The sequence below is a fragment of the Pantoea sp. Ap-967 genome (assembly GCF_011752565.1).
Taxonomy (GTDB): Bacteria; Pseudomonadota; Gammaproteobacteria; order Pseudomonadales; family Pseudomonadaceae; genus Aquipseudomonas.
The window spans coordinates 12,760-28,165 of sequence record NZ_VWXK01000039.1 but is presented as its reverse complement, the minus strand read 5'-3'; the positions used below and the strand labels follow the sequence as shown (position 1 = coordinate 28,165).

At 65.5% G+C, this 15,406-nt stretch carries 14 protein-coding genes; 6 read left to right on the top strand and 8 right to left on the bottom strand.

Going from position 1 to position 15,406, the window contains the following annotated elements; all coding sequences use genetic code 11:
* Nucleotides 1-241: 241 nt before the first annotated feature.
* The 7 genes from folK to dksA form a co-directional block, all read right to left on the bottom strand.
* Nucleotides 242-721 carry a 2-amino-4-hydroxy-6-hydroxymethyldihydropteridine diphosphokinase gene (gene folK / locus F3J45_RS26620; protein WP_167070122.1) on the bottom strand — a complete coding sequence of 160 codons (480 nt, stop codon included), beginning with the start codon at nt 719-721 and terminating at the stop codon, nt 242-244.
* Complete coding sequence (locus tag F3J45_RS26615; RefSeq protein WP_167070120.1) at nt 718-2,109, bottom strand: polynucleotide adenylyltransferase PcnB; 1,392 nt, start codon at nt 2,107-2,109, stop codon at nt 718-720. Before F3J45_RS26615 ends, folK begins: the two co-directional genes overlap by 4 nt.
* A 766-nt stretch (nt 2,110-2,875) precedes the next feature.
* Nucleotides 2,876-4,318, bottom strand: a complete 1,443-nt coding sequence (locus F3J45_RS26610) for a sigma-54 dependent transcriptional regulator (RefSeq protein WP_167070118.1) — start codon at nt 4,316-4,318, stop codon at nt 2,876-2,878.
* A 4-nt stretch (nt 4,319-4,322) separates the two neighbouring features.
* Nucleotides 4,323-7,292, bottom strand: coding sequence for a sensor histidine kinase (locus tag F3J45_RS26605; protein WP_167070116.1), 2,970 nt, complete (start codon nt 7,290-7,292; stop codon nt 4,323-4,325).
* A complete protein-coding gene (locus tag F3J45_RS26600) occupies nt 7,282-7,458 on the bottom strand; it encodes a hypothetical protein (protein ID WP_003250005.1) in 177 nt (58 codons plus the stop codon). Before F3J45_RS26600 ends, F3J45_RS26605 begins: the two co-directional genes overlap by 11 nt.
* A gap of 222 nt (nt 7,459-7,680) precedes the next feature.
* The gene (gene gluQRS, locus F3J45_RS26595; protein WP_167070114.1) at nt 7,681-8,568 is read right to left on the bottom strand and encodes a tRNA glutamyl-Q(34) synthetase GluQRS; all 888 of its coding nucleotides are present in this window, start codon (nt 8,566-8,568) and stop codon (nt 7,681-7,683) included.
* Between the two features lie 63 nt (nt 8,569-8,631).
* Nucleotides 8,632-9,078 carry an RNA polymerase-binding protein DksA gene (dksA, locus tag F3J45_RS26590; protein ID WP_167070112.1) on the bottom strand — a complete coding sequence of 149 codons (447 nt, stop codon included), beginning with the start codon at nt 9,076-9,078 and terminating at the stop codon, nt 8,632-8,634.
* A 210-nt stretch (nt 9,079-9,288) separates the two neighbouring features.
* Between dksA and F3J45_RS26585 the strand changes: the two genes are divergently transcribed.
* Complete coding sequence (locus F3J45_RS26585; protein WP_167070110.1) at nt 9,289-10,461, top strand: pyridoxal phosphate-dependent aminotransferase; 1,173 nt, start codon at nt 9,289-9,291, stop codon at nt 10,459-10,461.
* A gap of 3 nt (nt 10,462-10,464) precedes the next feature.
* Entirely contained in the window at nt 10,465-11,175 is a 711-nt protein-coding gene (gene sfsA / locus F3J45_RS26580) for a DNA/RNA nuclease SfsA (protein WP_167070108.1), read from the top strand.
* Here sfsA and F3J45_RS26575 read toward each other — a convergent pair.
* Entirely contained in the window at nt 11,165-11,482 is a 318-nt protein-coding gene (locus tag F3J45_RS26575; RefSeq protein ID WP_167070106.1) for a Rieske (2Fe-2S) protein, read from the bottom strand. The two genes, sfsA and F3J45_RS26575, sit on opposite strands and share 11 nt — an antisense overlap.
* A 149-nt stretch (nt 11,483-11,631) precedes the next feature.
* Between F3J45_RS26575 and F3J45_RS26570 the strand changes: the two genes are divergently transcribed.
* Genes F3J45_RS26570 through F3J45_RS26555 form a run of 4 tightly spaced genes read left to right on the top strand, consistent with a single transcriptional unit; the run spans nt 11,632 to nt 15,208 of the window.
* On the top strand, nt 11,632-12,507 hold the full coding sequence (locus tag F3J45_RS26570) for a hemin ABC transporter substrate-binding protein (RefSeq protein ID WP_167070104.1): 876 nt from the start codon (nt 11,632-11,634) through the stop codon (nt 12,505-12,507).
* On the top strand, nt 12,504-13,541 hold the full coding sequence (locus F3J45_RS26565) for an iron ABC transporter permease (RefSeq protein ID WP_167070102.1): 1,038 nt from the start codon (nt 12,504-12,506) through the stop codon (nt 13,539-13,541). Before F3J45_RS26570 ends, F3J45_RS26565 begins: the two co-directional genes overlap by 4 nt.
* The gene (locus F3J45_RS26560) at nt 13,541-14,308 is read left to right on the top strand and encodes a heme ABC transporter ATP-binding protein (protein WP_167070100.1); all 768 of its coding nucleotides are present in this window, start codon (nt 13,541-13,543) and stop codon (nt 14,306-14,308) included. The genes F3J45_RS26565 and F3J45_RS26560 overlap by 1 nt, the downstream gene beginning before the upstream one ends.
* Nucleotides 14,309-14,320: 12 nt before the next feature.
* Nucleotides 14,321-15,208, top strand: a complete 888-nt coding sequence (locus F3J45_RS26555) for a ChaN family lipoprotein (RefSeq protein WP_167070098.1) — start codon at nt 14,321-14,323, stop codon at nt 15,206-15,208.
* Nucleotides 15,209-15,406: the final 198 nt, after the last annotated feature.

The following is a 15,406-nucleotide window of genomic DNA, read 5'->3' as shown; positions in this document are numbered from 1 at the left end:
GCTGTGAAAAACGACTGCAGAACAACGCGTGTAGTCATCTTCCGGAGCGGCACATCATCGCGCGTGATGTTCGGGCACAGGTCCGTCCGGGCCTAAATACGGGTATGAGGCACTTTGGTGCCACACGGGACGCCTATAGTCGTGAGCGAGGTGGGGGAAGTCAATGACCCTGTTACCGCATTGTTACTAACAGGGTGTTACTGGCGTTACCGTTCGCCAGGGGGTGGCGCAAACGCCCGGTTTACAGGCGTTCCAGGCCGACGAATGGGCAGGCTTGGAGCAGGGCGGCGAGGGCGCGGCCATCGGCCAGGCGGAAATCTTCGCTCACCAGCTCGGCCAGCGGGTACAGCACGAAGGGGCGGGCGTGCATGTGGTAGTGCGGCACTTGCAGGCGTGGCACATCGATGACCTGGTCGCCGAACAGCAGGATATCCAGGTCCAGGGTGCGTGGGCCCCAGCGTTCCTTGCGCACGCGGCCCTGGTCGTTCTCGATCGCCTGCAGTGCGTCGAGCAGTTCCAACGGCGCCAGGGCGGTGTCCAGCGCAGCGACGGCGTTGGTGTAGCGCGGCTGGCCGGGCAGCAGCGAGTCGCTGGTATAGAGGGCCGAAGCCCCCGCCAGGCGGCTGCCTGCAATCTGGTTAAGGGCTTGCAGGGCGCTGCGCAGCTGCTCTGCAGGGGCGTCCAGGTTGCTGCCCAGGCCGATGAAGGCGCGGGTGGTCACTCGAACGCCTCGTCACCGCCGCTGCGTTTGCGCTTGCTACCGCTGCGTTTGCGTTTGCGCGGGCCAGCACCGGTGCCTTCGTCGCGGCTGCCGAGTTCGCGAATCATCTCGCGGCGCTCGCTGTCGTTGGCGTCCTGGTAATCGGTCCACCACTGGCCGAGGTCGTCGGTTTCCTCGCCTGCGCTTTCGCGCAGCAGCAGGAAGTCGTAACCGGCGCGGAAGCGTGGGTTGTCCAGCAGCAGGTCGGCGCGCTTGCCGCTGCGCCGTGGCAGGCGCTCCTGCATGTCCCAGATCTCGCGAATTGGCAGGGTGAAGCGCTTGGGAATGGCGATGCGCGCGCACTGCTCGGCGATCAGGTCGTGGGCCGCCCCGTTCATGGCCGGAATCGGCGGCACGCCTTGGTTCTGCAGGTGCAGCACACGGCCTGGCAAGGCTGGCCACAGCAGGGCGGCGAACAGGAAGGCCGGCGTTACCGGCTTGCCCTGCTTGACGCGCAGGTCGGTGTTGTTCAACGCCTGGCTGATCAGGGTGTGGGTGTAGGTCGGGCGCTCTTCCAGGGCACGGGCACTGGCCGGGAACAGCGGCTCGAACAGCTCCAGGTCAACCAGCATTTCGAAGGCGATGGCACCTTGGCCGGAGAGGAATAGCTTGAGGCATTCCTCGAACAGGCGCGCTGGCGGAATCTCGCGCAGCAGCGGGGCCAATTCGCGAATCGGCTGGAAGGTGTGCTTTTCGATGCCGAAGTCCAGCTTGGCGGCGAAACGCACTGCGCGCAGCATGCGCACCGGGTCTTCCTGGTAGCGGTGGGTCGGGTCGCCGATCAGGCGCAGCAGGCGGTTGCGCACGTCGTGCACGCCGTTGGCGTAATCGAGGATGCGCTCGCTGACCGGGTCGTAGTACAGGGCGTTGATGGTGAAGTCGCGGCGTTGCGCGTCTTCTTCCAGGGTGCCGTATACGTTGTCCCGCAGGATGCGGCCACTGGCGTTGTGCGACGAACGGTGGCTGTCGCCCTGGTCCTCTTCCGAGTGATGGGCGCGGAAGGTGGCGACCTCGATGATCTCACGGCCGAAATGCACGTGGACCAGCTTGAAGCGCCGGCCGATGATGCGCGCATTGCGGAACTCGGCGCGAACCTGTTCGGGGGTGGCGCTGGTGGCGACGTCGAAGTCCTTGGGCGAGATGCCCAGCATCAGGTCGCGGACACAGCCACCGACCAGGTATGCCTGGTAGCCCGCACTCTGCAGGCGCTCGACGATGTTCACCGCGTGGCGGCTGAACTGGTGGCGCTGCAGCGAGTGTTGGCTCTTGTTGATCACCTCAGGCGTGGTGCGCCGGTGGTGCTGGCCCGGTACGGGTGGGCGGAAAGACTGGAACAGCTTCTTCAGCATGGGATGCACTGTTTGAAGGAATGATCGGCCAAGAATAGGAGAATGGCCGCATGATGGGCGGGGATTCTAGCATTTACTCAGGGAATGGTGTAGGCGTTGGCAGGAAGGCCTGCTGGAAGGGGAGAAACGACAAGGGGAGCCTAAGCTCCCCAAGAAGTCGTTGCGTGCTCTTATTGTTTTTTTGCTGGGCTTTTTGTTTTTGTTGAGCGCCCTGCCCACAAATCTCGAAGCTTGTGGACGACCCCCTAATCCAGGGGTCAAGAGCAAACGGATTGCTTTGGCCGCTGATGTCACGTTGATCAATCGATCCAACCAGTTCAGGCGCTGCTTTTTAGTGCAGTTTTTGTTGTTCTCTGCCTGGTCGTGGGGCAAGCCCCAAACACGCATCCTCTCCAAAAGAATCAGTTAGCTGCGCCTCCGCCGTCTTGTTTTTATTGTGCGTGAGCCGTTTCGTCTTGTTCTTATTCTGAGTTGCAGTGCTTGTTATTGTTCTTGTACCAAAGATATAGCAGGTGCCGTGCCAACTTTTTAAAATCCAATGAAATCAAGGGTTTGAGGAAAATTGGCGGTGGGCGGGCGGCTGGAAATGTAGAAATTTCGTTACCGTATGCCTCGGGGACTGTTACGCCGGAAAGGTTGGGTAACAGATTTGTGCGGGAGGTGGTGTGTTACCGGGGTGTTTGCCTTGAGGGGGGCTGTGGCTGTGAGATCGAGCGCCGCGCGGGCGGCGCTCGATCTCACAGGCGATAAAAAAACCTAGCCGAACTCAGTTGTCGCTGGTGGCATTGCTCTTGCGCCGCGGAATGCCCAGGCGCTGGCGGCGTTCCCACAGGCATTTGCGGCTGACCCCAAGCTTGCGCGCCAGCTCGGTTTCGGTCATGTGGTCCTGGTGTTCGAGCACGAAATGCTGGAAGTAGTCTTCCAGCGACAGGTCCTCGGTCGGCTCGTGGCTGGCGCTATTGGCACTGGCGGCCAGGGCGTGGTCGAGGATTTCGTCCTCTTCCAGGTCGCTCAGCTCGATGTCGATGCCCAGCAGGTCGGCCGATATTTCCGCGCTCTCGCTGAGAATCACCGCACGCTCCACGGCGTTCTCCAATTCGCGCACGTTACCCGGCCAGCTGTAGTGACGAATGGCCTGCTCGGCCTCGGCCGAGAAATGCAGGTCGTCACGGCCGATGCGCGCACGCTGGCGGGCAAGGAAGGCAGCGGCAATTTCATTGACGTCGCTGCCACGCTCGCGCAGGGCCGGCAACTTCAAGGCAATCACGTGCAAGCGGTAATACAAGTCTTCGCGGAACTGCCCGGCCTTGGCCAGGTTTTTCAGGTCGCGGTGGGTGGCGGCGATCAGGCGTACGTCCACCTTTTGCGACTGCACCGAGCCCACCCGGCGGATCTCGCCTTCCTGCAGCACGCGCAGCAGCCGGGCCTGGGCTTCCAGTGGCAGTTCGCCGATTTCGTCGAGGAACAGCGTGCCGCCGTCGGCGGCTTCCACCAGGCCGGCACGGCCAGCGCTGGCGCCGGTGAAGGCGCCTTTTTCGTGGCCGAACAGTTCCGACTCGATCAGGGTTTCCGGAATGGCCGCGCAGTTCACCGAAATCATCGGCGCCTTGGCCCGGCGCGACAGGTTATGCAGCGCCCGCGCAACCAGCTCTTTACCGGTGCCCGACTCGCCCTGGATCAACACGTTGGAGTCGGTTGGGGCAACCTTGCGGATCTTGCTGTACATGTCCTGCATCGGCGGGCATGAGCCGATGATACCGATTTCGCCGTTGGCGGCAGGGCTGGCCTTGTCGGCGGTTGCGGCCTTGCCGCTGCTGCGCGGTTCGGCGGCAGGGGCGGGCGCTGCGGCCGGCGCGTTCTGCCGGTCACGCAGGATGCGCGCCACGGCCTGGAGCATCTCGTCGTGGTCGAATGGCTTGGCGATGTAGTCCACCGCGCCCATCTTCATCGAGTCCACCGCCGAGCGCAGGCTGGCGTAGCTGGTCATGATCAGCACCGGGGTGCCCTGGCCAAGCTTGATCAGCTCGGTACCCGGGGCGCCCGGCAGGCGCAGGTCACTGACGATCAGGTCGAAGGTGGCAATGCTGAAGCGTTCCTGGGCTTCCTGCACCGAGCCGGCTTCGCTGACCTGGTACTGGTTCCGCTCAAGCAGGCGGCGCAAGGCCGAGCGGATGATGGTTTCGTCTTCGACGATCAGAATGTGAGGCATTGATTCAATTCTCTCGACGGTCTCGAATTTCAGGGGACGTCGCTACGACATGCCGGGGCAGGGTCACGCGGATCCGTGTGCCACGTTGCCGTTCGATGTCGGCCGGGCTGTCGATGGTGATTTGCCCATAATGCTCTTCCACGATGGAATAGACCAGAGCGAGCCCCAGTCCGGTTCCCTCGCCTGGGTCCTTGGTGGTGAAGAACGGTTCGAACAGGCGGTCCATGATGTTTTTCGGGATCCCGCTGCCCTCGTCCTCGACGATCAGGTCCACGGTGTGTTCGAACACCGAGCTGCGCACCCGCACGGCGCTGCCCGCAGGCGATGCATCGCGGGCGTTGGACAGCAGGTTGATGAGCACCTGGGCCAGGCGCTGCGGGTCCCCTTCGACCCAGTGGTCCGGGTCGCAGAGGTTGAAGAACTGCACTTCGAAGTTGCGCCGGTTCAAGGCCAGCAGGCCAATGGCATCCTGCGCCACCTCGGCCAGGCACACCGGCTCCTCGCTGTTCTGGTGGCTGCCGCCGGCATGGGCGAAGCTCATCAGCGACTGCACGATGCGCGACACGCGCTTGGTTTGTTCGAGGATCTGGCTCGACAGCTCGATGATCTCGCCGTCGCCCTCGCGTTCCTCGCGCAGGTTCTGCGCAAGGCAGGCAATGCCGGTGATCGGGTTGCCGATCTCATGGGCCACCCCGGCAGCCAGGCGGCCAATGCTGGCCAGGCGTTCGGAGTGCACCAGCTTGTCTTCCAGGGCCTGGGTTTCGGTAAGGTCTTCGACCAGCAGCACCAGGCCGCTGTTACCGGGGGCCAGGGGCTCGTCGATGGCCGCCTTGTGCAGGTTCAGCCAGCGCGGCTGGCCGTCCAGCGCCAGGCGCTGCTTGTGCAGGTGCTCGTCGGGCACGTTGATGAAGCCTTGCAGCAGGGCGCGCCAGGGCTCGGCGATGGTGACCAGGCGTGAGCCGACCACGTGCTTGGCGGCAATGCCGGTCAGCTCCTCCATGGCCTTGTTCCACATGAGGATCTCCTGGTCCTTGGCCAGCGAGCACACGCCCATCGGCAACTCCTGCAGGGTTTGCCGGTGGTAGCGGCGCAGGGCGTCGAGTTCGGCGGCCAGGCCGGTCAGGCGCGAGTGGTAGTCTTCCAGGCGGCTTTCGATGAAGTGGATGTCTTCGGTCACGTAGTTCTCGTTACCGGACTTGTACGGCAGGAACGTCTCGACCATGTCCTGGGCCACGCTTGGCCCCATCAGGCCGGACAGGTTGGCCTCGATGCGGTCGCGCAGGCGGCGCAGGGCGTAGGGGCGGCGCTCGTCGAACGGCAGGTAGAGGTCGCGCAGGGCCTGCTCGACTTCCTTCTGCGCCGCCTTGGCGCCCAGTGGCTTGGCCAGCTGGGTGGCGAACTCCTGTGGCGAGGCGGCATGCAGTTCGCGCCGTTGCGGGCGGCGCACGTTGTCCACGGCGCAGGCTTCGGCAGCACTGACTTCCTCGGTACTGGCGTTGGTGAACAGCGAGATCAGGGTGAACAGCAGTACGTTGGCAGCCAGCGAGGCGATCGCTGCCATGTGCCAGCTGGTGTCGTCCAGCACGTAGATCATGTCCAGCAGGGGTATGTAGAAGCCCTGCAGGTTGCCCAGCAGCGGCAGCAGCATGGTGACGAACCACACCAGGGTGCCGGCCAGCAGCCCGGCAATGAAGCCGCGGCGGTTGGCGGTGGGCCAGTACAGCACCGACAGCACGCCCGGCAGGAACTGCAAGGTGGCGACGAAGGCGACGATGCCCAGGTTGGCCAGGCTCTGGTGGTTGTTCTGGGTCAGGTAGAAGACGAACCCGGCGGTGATGATGGCGACGATCAGCGCCCGGCGGGTCCATTTCAGCCAGCGGTAGATGTTGCCTTCGGCCGGCGGCTGGTACAGCGGCAGCACCAGGTGGTTCAGGGCCATGCCGGACAATGCCAGGGTGGTGACGATGATCAGCCCGCTGGCCGAGGCCAGCCCGCCGACATAAGCCAGCAAGGTCAGGGCCTGATTGTTGGCGGCGATGCCCAGGCCCAGGGTGAAGTATTCGGGGTTGGTGCTGGCGCCCAGGCGCAGGCCCGCCCACAGCACCAGGGGCACGGCCAGGCTCATCAGCAGCAGGAACAACGGCAGGCCCCAGCTGGCGCTGACCAGCGAGCGCGGGTTGAGGTTTTCGGTGAAGGCCATGTGGTACATGTGCGGCATGACGATGGCCGAGGCGAAGAACACCAGCAGCAGGGTGCGCCATGGGCCTTCCTGCAGCGGCGTGTGCAGCGCGGCCAGGGCGGTTTGGTTCTGCAGCAGCCACACCTCCAGCTCGTGCGGGCCGCCGAACACGCCGTACAGCGCGTACAGGCCGATACCACCCAGGGCCAGCAGCTTGATGACCGACTCGAAGGCAATGGCGAACACCAGGCCTTCGTGTTTCTCACGGGTGGCGATATGGCGCGAGCCGAAGAAGATGGTGAACAGGATGATCAGCGTGCAGAAGGCGAATGCCACCCGGGCCTTGACCGGCTCGCCGGTGAGAATACTGATGGAGTCGGCCACCGCCTGGATCTGCAACGCCAGCAGGGGCAGCACGCCTATCAGCATGATCACCGTGGTCAGCGCGCCGGCCCAGGTGCTGCGAAAGCGGAACGCCAACAGGTCGGCCAGCGATGACAGCTGGTAGGTGCGGGTGATTTTCAGGATCGGGTAGAGCAGCACCGGGGCCAGCAGGAACGCGCCAGACACGCCCAGGTAACAGGCGAGGAAGCCGTAGCCATACTGGTAGGCCAGGCCCACCGAGCCGTAGAAGGCCCAGGCGCTGGCGTACACGCCCAGCGACAGGGTGTAGGTCAGCGGGTGGCGAATCACTGCGCGCGGGATCAGCCCGCGTTCGCTGACCCAGGCCACGCCGAACAGCACCATCAGGTACGCGGCGCTGATCAGGATCATCTGGGTCAGGCTAAAGCTCATCGGCATCTCGTTGGCTCTGCAGGATGAAGGTGACGACGATCAGGATCAGCCAGAGCAGGTAGGGGCGGTACCAGGCTCCGGTCGGCTCGATCCACCAGTCCATGATGGCCGGGGAGAACAGGTAGATCCCCACGACCAGAAGCAGGACCAAACGATAGATGTACATGCTGGCCTCGATGGTTGGGCGCTGCGGGCTTGGACTTATTATTGGCGCAAATGGCGGGGGGGATGCTAGCGGGAATCGGTGGGGTTCGCCAAGGGTTTGAAATTATTGGGCTTTTGGATTGTGGTGGGTGGCATGGCCCTTTCGCGAGCTTTGCTCGCTCCTACAGGTATCGCGTAATCACTGGTAGGAGCGAGCAAAGCTCGCGAAAGGGCCGGCAAGCCGTCAGTACAAGTCCGCCTCCGGCACCGTCCCCCGCCGGGCAATCGCTTCCGGCCGCCATTGCTTGCGGGCCTCGGCCAGCACCTGGGCCGGCGTGGCCAGCAACCACTCAGGTTCGGTCGCCTGCCCCAAGGCCCGCAACGCACGCAGCAACAATGGCGTCGCATGCTCGGCCTGCAGCGGTGGCGAACGGTACGACTTGCCCAGCTTGTGCCCATCAGGCTGCACGATCAGCGGTATGTGCAGGTAGCGCGGCTGCGAGAACCCCAGCAACTCCTGCAGGTACAGCTGGCGCGGGGTGTTGTCGAGCAGGTCGGCCCCACGCACGATGTCGGTGACGCCCTGCCAGGCGTCGTCCAGCACCACCGCCAACTGGTAGGCATACAACCCGTCACGGCGCTGGATCACGAAATCCCCCACCTCACGCCCCAGGTGCTGCTGGAACTCGCCCTGCACCCGGTCATTGAAGCGGTACAACAGCTCCGGCACCCGCAGGCGGATCGCCGCCCCTTCGCGGGCATGCCCGGCGTTGCGGCAAAAGCCCGGGTAGATGCCGTTGTAGCCTTCCAGCTGCTTGCGCGAGCAGGTGCAGGCATAGGCCAGGCCCTGACTGAACAGGCGGTCGACCACCGCGGCATAGGCGTCGTGGCGCTGGCTCTGGAACACCACCTCGCCATCCCAGTGCAGCCCATAGCGCTCCAGGGTTTGCAGGATGGCGTCTCGGGCGCCGGGCATTTCCCGCGGCGGGTCGGTGTCTTCCATGCGCAGCAGCCAGCGGCCATCGACGGCGCGGGCATCGAGCCAGGAGGCGAGGGCGGCGACCAGCGAGCCGAAGTGCAGGAAGCCGCTGGGGGTGGGGGCGAAGCGTCCGATGTAACGGGAGTCTTTCATGGCGTTGCCGGGCGTATAAATGAAACGGGGCGCAAGATGCGCCCCGTTCGGATGGGATAAGGGTCAGCCTTTGCCGACGGTCTTTTCCTTTTTCTCGGCGATTTCCTTGCAGTCGAAGCACAGGTCGGCGGTCGGGCGGGCTTCCAGGCGGCGCAGGCCGATCTCGATGCCGCAGGACTCGCACCAGCCGTACTCGTCGGCCTTGATCTTGTCGAGGGTCTTGTCGATTTTCTTGATCAGCTTGCGCTCGCGGTCGCGGTTACGCAGCTCAAGGGCGAATTCTTCTTCCTGGCTGGCACGGTCAGCCGGGTCGGGGAAGTTGGCTGCCTCGTCCTTCATGTGGTCCACGGTACGATCCACACTGACCATCAGCTCGCCTTTCCAGGCATTGAGGAGCTTGGTGAAGTGCTTCTTCATGGGCTCGCCCATGTACTCCTCACCCTTGGTCTCTACGTAGGGTTCGACACCGTACATGGTCGTCTGGACTTTTTGCTTTTCTACGGTGGACATGAATAGACCGCCTCTCACTCATCTGATCCAATGCGCAGGCTGCTCCATCTCCGGCACCCGCCGGCCCTGCGACTGCGAGCCGCCGAACTTACCAGATAGATCGGGGGTGCGCTACCCCGCCCGATCCTAGCTGTTGACAGCGCCGCGCGGCGCACGTTCGATGCCGTGCGCAGGTAGAATCAACAGTTTAGACCCAATTGAGAGAAGGTCATGGCCCACCCCTACAGTGCGCGCAGCCGCGCCATCGAACCCTTCCATGTCATGGCGCTGCTGGCGCGGGCCAACGAGCTGCAGGCGGCCGGGCACGACGTGATCCACCTGGAAATCGGCGAGCCGGACTTCACCACCGCCGCGCCCATCGTCGCCGCCGGCCAGGCCGCGCTGGCGGCGGGCCACACCCGCTACACCGCCGCCCGTGGCCTGCCGGCGCTGCGCGAAGCCATCGCCGGCTTCTATGGCCAGCGCTACGGGCTGGCCGTCGACCCCGAGCGTATCCTCATCACCCCCGGCGGCTCGGGCGCGCTGCTGCTCGCCAGCAGCCTGCTGGTGGACCCTGGCAAGCACTGGCTGCTGGCCGACCCGGGCTACCCGTGCAACCGGCACTTCCTGCGCTTGGTGGAAGGCGGCGCGCAACTGGTGCCGGTGGGGCCGGAGGTCAACTACCAGCTGACCGCCGAGCTGGTGGGGCGCCATTGGGACAACGACACGGTAGGCGCGCTGGTGGCCTCGCCGGCCAACCCGACCGGCACGGTGCTGGGCCACGATGCCCTGGCCAGCCTGTCCCAGGCCACCCGTGAGCGCCACGGCCACCTGGTGGTGGACGAGATCTACCACGGCCTGACCTACGGCATGGACGCGCCAAGCGTGCTGGAAGTGGACGATGGGGCCTTCGTCCTCAATAGTTTTTCCAAGTATTTCGGCATGACCGGCTGGCGCCTTGGCTGGCTGGTGGCGCCACCGGATGCCGTGGCAGACCTGGAGAAGCTGGCGCAGAACCTTTACATCAGTGCCCCAAGCATGGCCCAGCATGCTGCGCTGGCCTGCTTCGAGCCCGAAACCCTGGCGATCTTCGAGGAGCGCCGCGGCGAATTCGCCCGCCGTCGCGACTACCTGTTGCCAGCGCTGCGCGAACTGGGCTTCAAGATTGCCGTCGAGCCCCAGGGCGCGTTCTACCTGTATGCCGACATCAGCGCCTTTGGCGGCGATGCCTTCGCGTTCTGCCAGCACTTCCTGGAAACCGAGCACCTGGCGTTCACCCCGGGCCTGGATTTTGGCCGCCACCTGGCCGGCCATCATGTGCGCTTTGCCTACACCCAGAGCCTGCCGCGCCTGGAGCAGGCGGTGGAACGCATCGCCCGTGGCCTGCGCAGCTGGCAGGGGTAGGGCATGCACTTTCCATTGCTCGAACAAGGGCGCCTGCTGCGCCGCTACAAGCGTTTTCTGGCCGACATCGAGCTGGCCAGCGGCGAGCAGCTGACCATCCACTGCCCCAACACCGGCTCGATGCTCAACTGCATGCGCGAAGGCGGGCAGGTATGGTTCAGCCGCTCCAACGACCCCAAGCGCAAGTTGCCCGGCACCTGGGAAATCAGCGAAACGCCCCAGGGGCGCCTGGCCTGCATCAATACCGGGCGGGCCAATGCGCTGGTGGAAGAGGCGCTGCGCGCCGGGGTTATCCGCGAGCTGGCCGGCTTCACCGCGCTCAAGCGCGAGGTGGCCTACGGCGAGGAGGGCAGCCGGGTGGACTTTCGCCTGGAGTTCCCGGCAGGGCCGGCCTATGTCGAGGTCAAGAGCGTCACCCTCGGCTACCCAGGCACCGCCGTGGCGGCCTTCCCCGATGCCGTGACCCAGCGCGGCGCCAAGCACCTGCGTGAACTGGCGGCACTGGCCCGCCAGGGCATACGCGCTGTGCAGCTGTACTGCGTGAACCTCACCGGCATCGAGGCCGTGCGCCCTGCCGAAGAAATCGACGCCGCCTACGCCAAGGCGCTGCGCGCGGCAGTGGCAGACGGCGTAGAGGTGCTGGCCTACGGTGCGCAGCTCGATGCCGGGCAAATCGTCATCGACCGCCCGCTGCCGGTGCTGCTCAATCCTTGAGCCAGATGCCCTGGCTGTCTTCCAGGCAGCCCAGGGCCTGCAGCATGTCACCCTCGCAGGGGCCCGCCACGCATTCGCCGCTGTCGATCAGAAACAGCGCCCCATGGTGGGCGCAGTGAATGAGGCTGGCGCTGTCGTCGAGGAAGGCATCCTCGGCCCAGTTCAACGGGATGCCGCGATGGGGGCAGCGGTTGCGGTACAGGTACACCTGGCCGTGGCGGCGAACGCCGAACAGGTCGATGCCGTCTACGCTGAAGGCGCGGCTGTGGCCTTCGGCCAGGGCGGTGGAGGAGCAAACGAAGTGCATGGCAGGGAAGGCTCGTGAAACAAGTGATGGCTTGACGCCTCAATGCGAATAATTATCAAATTGCCCGCATTCGCTGCGCCAGCCGCCCATGGTGCGCAGTTCTGCCGCTCGCCACAAGGCGTGTGGCCCGCCTTTAGAAGGAAACCCCAATGATGCGCCGTCCCGCTGCCTTGCTCGCCTTGTGCGCAGCCCTCGTTGCTTCAGCCCAGGCTCTGGCTGCCGACCTGCCGCAGCGCTGGGTCAGTGCTGGCGGGGCGTTGAGCGAGTGGATCAGTGCCCTGGGCGGCGAGCCGCGGTTGGTTGGTGTCGACACCACCAGCCAGCACCCCGAATCGCTGAAGGCGCTGCCGAGCATCGGTTACCAGCGGCAGCTGTCTGCCGAAGGCATTCTCAGCCTGCGCCCGGATGTGCTGGTGGGCACCGAGGAAATGGGGCCACCGCCGGTGCTGGCGCAGATCCGCAAGGCGGGGGTGCGGGTGGAACTGTTCTCCAGCCAGGCCGAGCTCACGGCCGTGGATGAAAACCTCAAGCACCTGGGCAGCCTGCTGGGCGCCCAGGCGCAGGCCGCGCAGCTGGCGGCGGATTACCACCAGCAATTGCAGGCGCTGCAGGCCCAGGTCAAGCAGGCCCAGGCCAACCATAAGGCCCCCGGCGTGCTGTTGCTGGTAGGCCATGCCGGTGCCAAGCCGTTGATCGCCGGGCAAGGCACGGCGGGTGACTGGGTGTTGCGCCAGGCAGGGGGGCATAACCTGGCTGAGCATCAGGGCTACAAGAACTTCTCCAACGAGGCCTTGGCCGCGCTGGACCCGGATGTGGTGGTGGTGTCCGACCGTGCCCTGACCGGCGAGCAGGCCCTGCAGGCACTGATCAAGGAAAACCCGGCCCTGGCGGCCTCGCGCGCCGTGCGTGAAAAGCGCCTGATTTCGCTGGACCCGACCTTGCTGGTCGGTGGCCTCGGCCCGCGTTTGCCGGCGACCCTGCAGCAACTGGCGACCGCCTTCTACCCGGCTAGCACTGCTCGATGAAGCAACGGATTCAGCCACGCACCCTGTTTACCTGCCTGACCTTCTTGTGCCTGTTGGCAATCTGGCTGTCGCTGGCCCTGGGGCCGGTGAGCCTGCCGTTGGTCGATACCTTGCGTGCCGGGTTGCGGCTGTTGGGGCTGCCAGTTGCCGCCAATGGCCTGGAACAGGCCGAGATGATCCTTGGCCAGATTCGCCTGCCGCGGACCTTGCTGGGCCTGGCGGTGGGTGGCGTGTTGGCGTTGTCTGGCGTGGCCATGCAGGGGCTGTTTCGCAACCCGTTGGCCGACCCTGGGTTGGTGGGGGTAGCGGCTGGCGCTGCGATGGGGGCGGCCGTGGCGATTGTCGGCGGCAGCTGGCTGGGCGGCATCCCGGATGTGCTTGCCCCCTACCTGTTGTCGCTGTGCGCGTTCATTGGCGGGTTGGGCGTGACGGCGTTGGTGTACCGCCTGGGGCGGCGCGACGGGCAGACCAACGTCGCCACGATGCTGCTCGCCGGTGTGGCGATGACCGCCCTGGGCGGCGCGGCAGTAGGTTTGTTCTCCTACCTGGCCGACGATGCCACCCTGCGGACCCTGACCTTCTGGAACCTGGGCAGCCTCAATGGCGCCAGCTATGACCGGCTTTGGCCATTGCTGCTGGTGGCCGGGGGCGTTGCGCTGTGGCTGCCACGCCGGGCAAAGGCGTTGAATGCGTTGCTGCTGGGCGAGTCGGAGGCCCGCCACCTTGGCGTCGACGTGGAACGGCTCAAGCGCGAGCTGGTGTTGTGCACGGCGCTGGGCGTGGGCGCGGCGGTGGCGGCGGCCGGGCTGATCGGCTTTATCGGCCTGGTGGTGCCGCACCTGGTGCGTTTGCTCGCCGGGCCCGATCACCGGGTGGTGCTGCCCGCTTCATTGTTGGCCGGTGGCGTGCTGATGCTGTTTGCCGACCTGGCCGCGCGCTTGCTGCTGGCGCCTGCTGAGCTGCCGATCGGTATCGTCACCGCCTTTATCGGGGCGCCGTTCTTCCTGTTCCTGCTGATTCGAGGGCGCAGCTGATGTTGCGAGTAGAAGGCCTGCACCTGCGCCGTGGCGACAATGACGTGCTGCAGGGCATTGACCTGCAGCTGGAGCCGGGGCAAGTGGTGGGTGTGCTGGGCCCGAACGGGGCTGGCAAGAGCAGCCTGCTGGGCGTGATGTGCGGGGAGCTTGCGCCTGACCGCGGGCGGGTCACCCTACACGACAGGCCACTGGCGGACTGGGCCGGCCAGGCGCGCGCCCGGTCACTGGCGGTACTGCCGCAGGCTTCGAGCCTGGGCTTCTCGTTCAAGGTCGAGGAAGTGGTGGGCATGGGGCGCATGCCCCACGGCACCGGGCAACAGCGCGATGCGCAGATCGTCGAGGCCGCCCTGCGCGCCGCCGACGCCTGGCACCTGGTGCAGCGCAGTTACCTGGCCTTGTCCGGTGGCGAGCGGCAACGGGTGCACCTGGCACGGGTGCTGGCGCAGCTGTGGCCCGGTGACGAGGGCGCCACGTTGCTGCTCGACGAGCCCACCTCGGCGCTCGACCCCTTGCACCAGCACACCACCCTGGACGCCGTGCGCCGGTTTGCCGACCGGGGCGCGGCGGTGCTGGTGATCCTGCATGACCTGAACCTGGCGGCGCGCTACTGTGACCGTATCCTGCTGCTCGATGGCGGGCGCTGCCATGCCCTGGCCACGCCGGCAGAAGTGCTGACCCCGCTGGCGCTGAAGGCTGTGTTCGGCATCGACGTACTGGTGCAGCCCCACCCGGAACGGGGGCACCCACTGATCATCACCCGCTAGGAGGCCTTGCCCATGCGTCATCCTGTACTGACCGGTAGTGTGCTGGGCTTGCTGTTGATGCTGGGGGGCTGCCAGGCCAGCCTGCCGCCCTTGCCTGCCTGGCAGGCCAGCGAGGGGCGCCAGGATGCCGAACTTGGGCAAATTCGCGACCTGGCCAGCGGCCAGCTCATCAGCCCCGCGCAACTGGTTCGGCAACTGGCGGATGCACCCCGTGTGCTGGTGGGCGAGAAGCACGACAACCCCGACCACCATGCCTTGCAGCTGTGGCTGATGCGGGCGCTGCAGGCGCGCCGCGCCCAGGGCAGCCTGTTGCTGGAAATGCTCCAGCCCGAGCAGCAGGCGCGGGCCGATGCGCTCGCCGGGCAGGCGCAACTGCCCCAGGACCTGCCCAAGGCGCTGGCCTGGGAGCAGGGCTGGGACTGGCAACTGTACGGGCCCATCGTGCGTGAAGCCTTGCAGCAGCATGTGCCGCTGTTGGCGGCCAACCTGTCACCGAGTGAAGTCCGTCAAGCCTATGGCCAGCCCACCTCGGTGCCCGGCCAGCACTCGAATGCGCCGCAGGTGAAGGCGGCGCTGCTGGAGCAGGTGCGCCAGGGGCATTGCGGCTTGCTGCCGGAAAGCCAGTTGCCGGCGATGCTGGCGGTTCAGCAGCAGCGTGACCGGCGCATTGCCGAGCGCCTGTTGGCGGCGCCACAGCCGGCCCTGCTGTTGACCGGGGCTTATCACGCGCGCAAGGACCTGGGGGTGCCGTTGCACCTGGCGGATTTGGGCGCCAAAGGGCAAAGCGCGGTGCTGCTGCTGGCGGAGGTGGGCGAGGTGGTGACACCTGGGATGGCCGATTATGTGTGGTATACGGCGGCGCTGCCGGAGCAGGATTATTGCGCGCAACTGCGCAGGTAGAAGAACGCACCGGGGTTACATCACCCGTTAGAGGCGCGCTTATCGGCAGGCAAAAAAAAGACCCGGCAAAATGCCGGGTCAATAACCGTGATTAGCCTGATGAGGAGATAATCTGAGAGTCCGAACCAGGGGCTCTTAGCTTATCCAACCAGTCTCGCGACCAGTTGTGATAATCATAACGATTCTCATTTCGACGTC

Bases quoted from the DNA above. Each gene is read 5' to 3' on its own strand.
- F3J45_RS26615 (WP_167070120.1), bottom strand. From the start codon at position 2,109: ATGCTGAAGAAGCTGTTCCAGTCTTTCCGCCCACCCGTACCGGGCCAG.
- F3J45_RS26610 (WP_167070118.1), bottom strand. From the start codon at position 4,318: ATGCCTCACATTCTGATCGTCGAAGACGAAACCATCATCCGCTCGGCC.
- F3J45_RS26605 (WP_167070116.1), bottom strand. From the start codon at position 7,292: ATGAGCTTTAGCCTGACCCAGATGATCCTGATCAGCGCCGCGTACCTG.
- F3J45_RS26600 (WP_003250005.1), bottom strand. From the start codon at position 7,458: ATGTACATCTATCGTTTGGTCCTGCTTCTGGTCGTGGGGATCTACCTG.
- gluQRS (WP_167070114.1), bottom strand. From the start codon at position 8,568: ATGAAAGACTCCCGTTACATCGGACGCTTCGCCCCCACCCCCAGCGGC.
- dksA (WP_167070112.1), bottom strand. From the start codon at position 9,078: ATGTCCACCGTAGAAAAGCAAAAAGTCCAGACGACCATGTACGGTGTC.
- F3J45_RS26585 (WP_167070110.1), top strand. From the start codon at position 9,289: ATGGCCCACCCCTACAGTGCGCGCAGCCGCGCCATCGAACCCTTCCAT.
- sfsA (WP_167070108.1), top strand. From the start codon at position 10,465: ATGCACTTTCCATTGCTCGAACAAGGGCGCCTGCTGCGCCGCTACAAG.
- F3J45_RS26575 (WP_167070106.1), bottom strand. From the start codon at position 11,482: ATGCACTTCGTTTGCTCCTCCACCGCCCTGGCCGAAGGCCACAGCCGC.
- F3J45_RS26570 (WP_167070104.1), top strand. From the start codon at position 11,632: ATGATGCGCCGTCCCGCTGCCTTGCTCGCCTTGTGCGCAGCCCTCGTT.
- F3J45_RS26565 (WP_167070102.1), top strand. From the start codon at position 12,504: ATGAAGCAACGGATTCAGCCACGCACCCTGTTTACCTGCCTGACCTTC.
- F3J45_RS26560 (WP_167070100.1), top strand. From the start codon at position 13,541: ATGTTGCGAGTAGAAGGCCTGCACCTGCGCCGTGGCGACAATGACGTG.
- F3J45_RS26555 (WP_167070098.1), top strand. From the start codon at position 14,321: ATGCGTCATCCTGTACTGACCGGTAGTGTGCTGGGCTTGCTGTTGATG.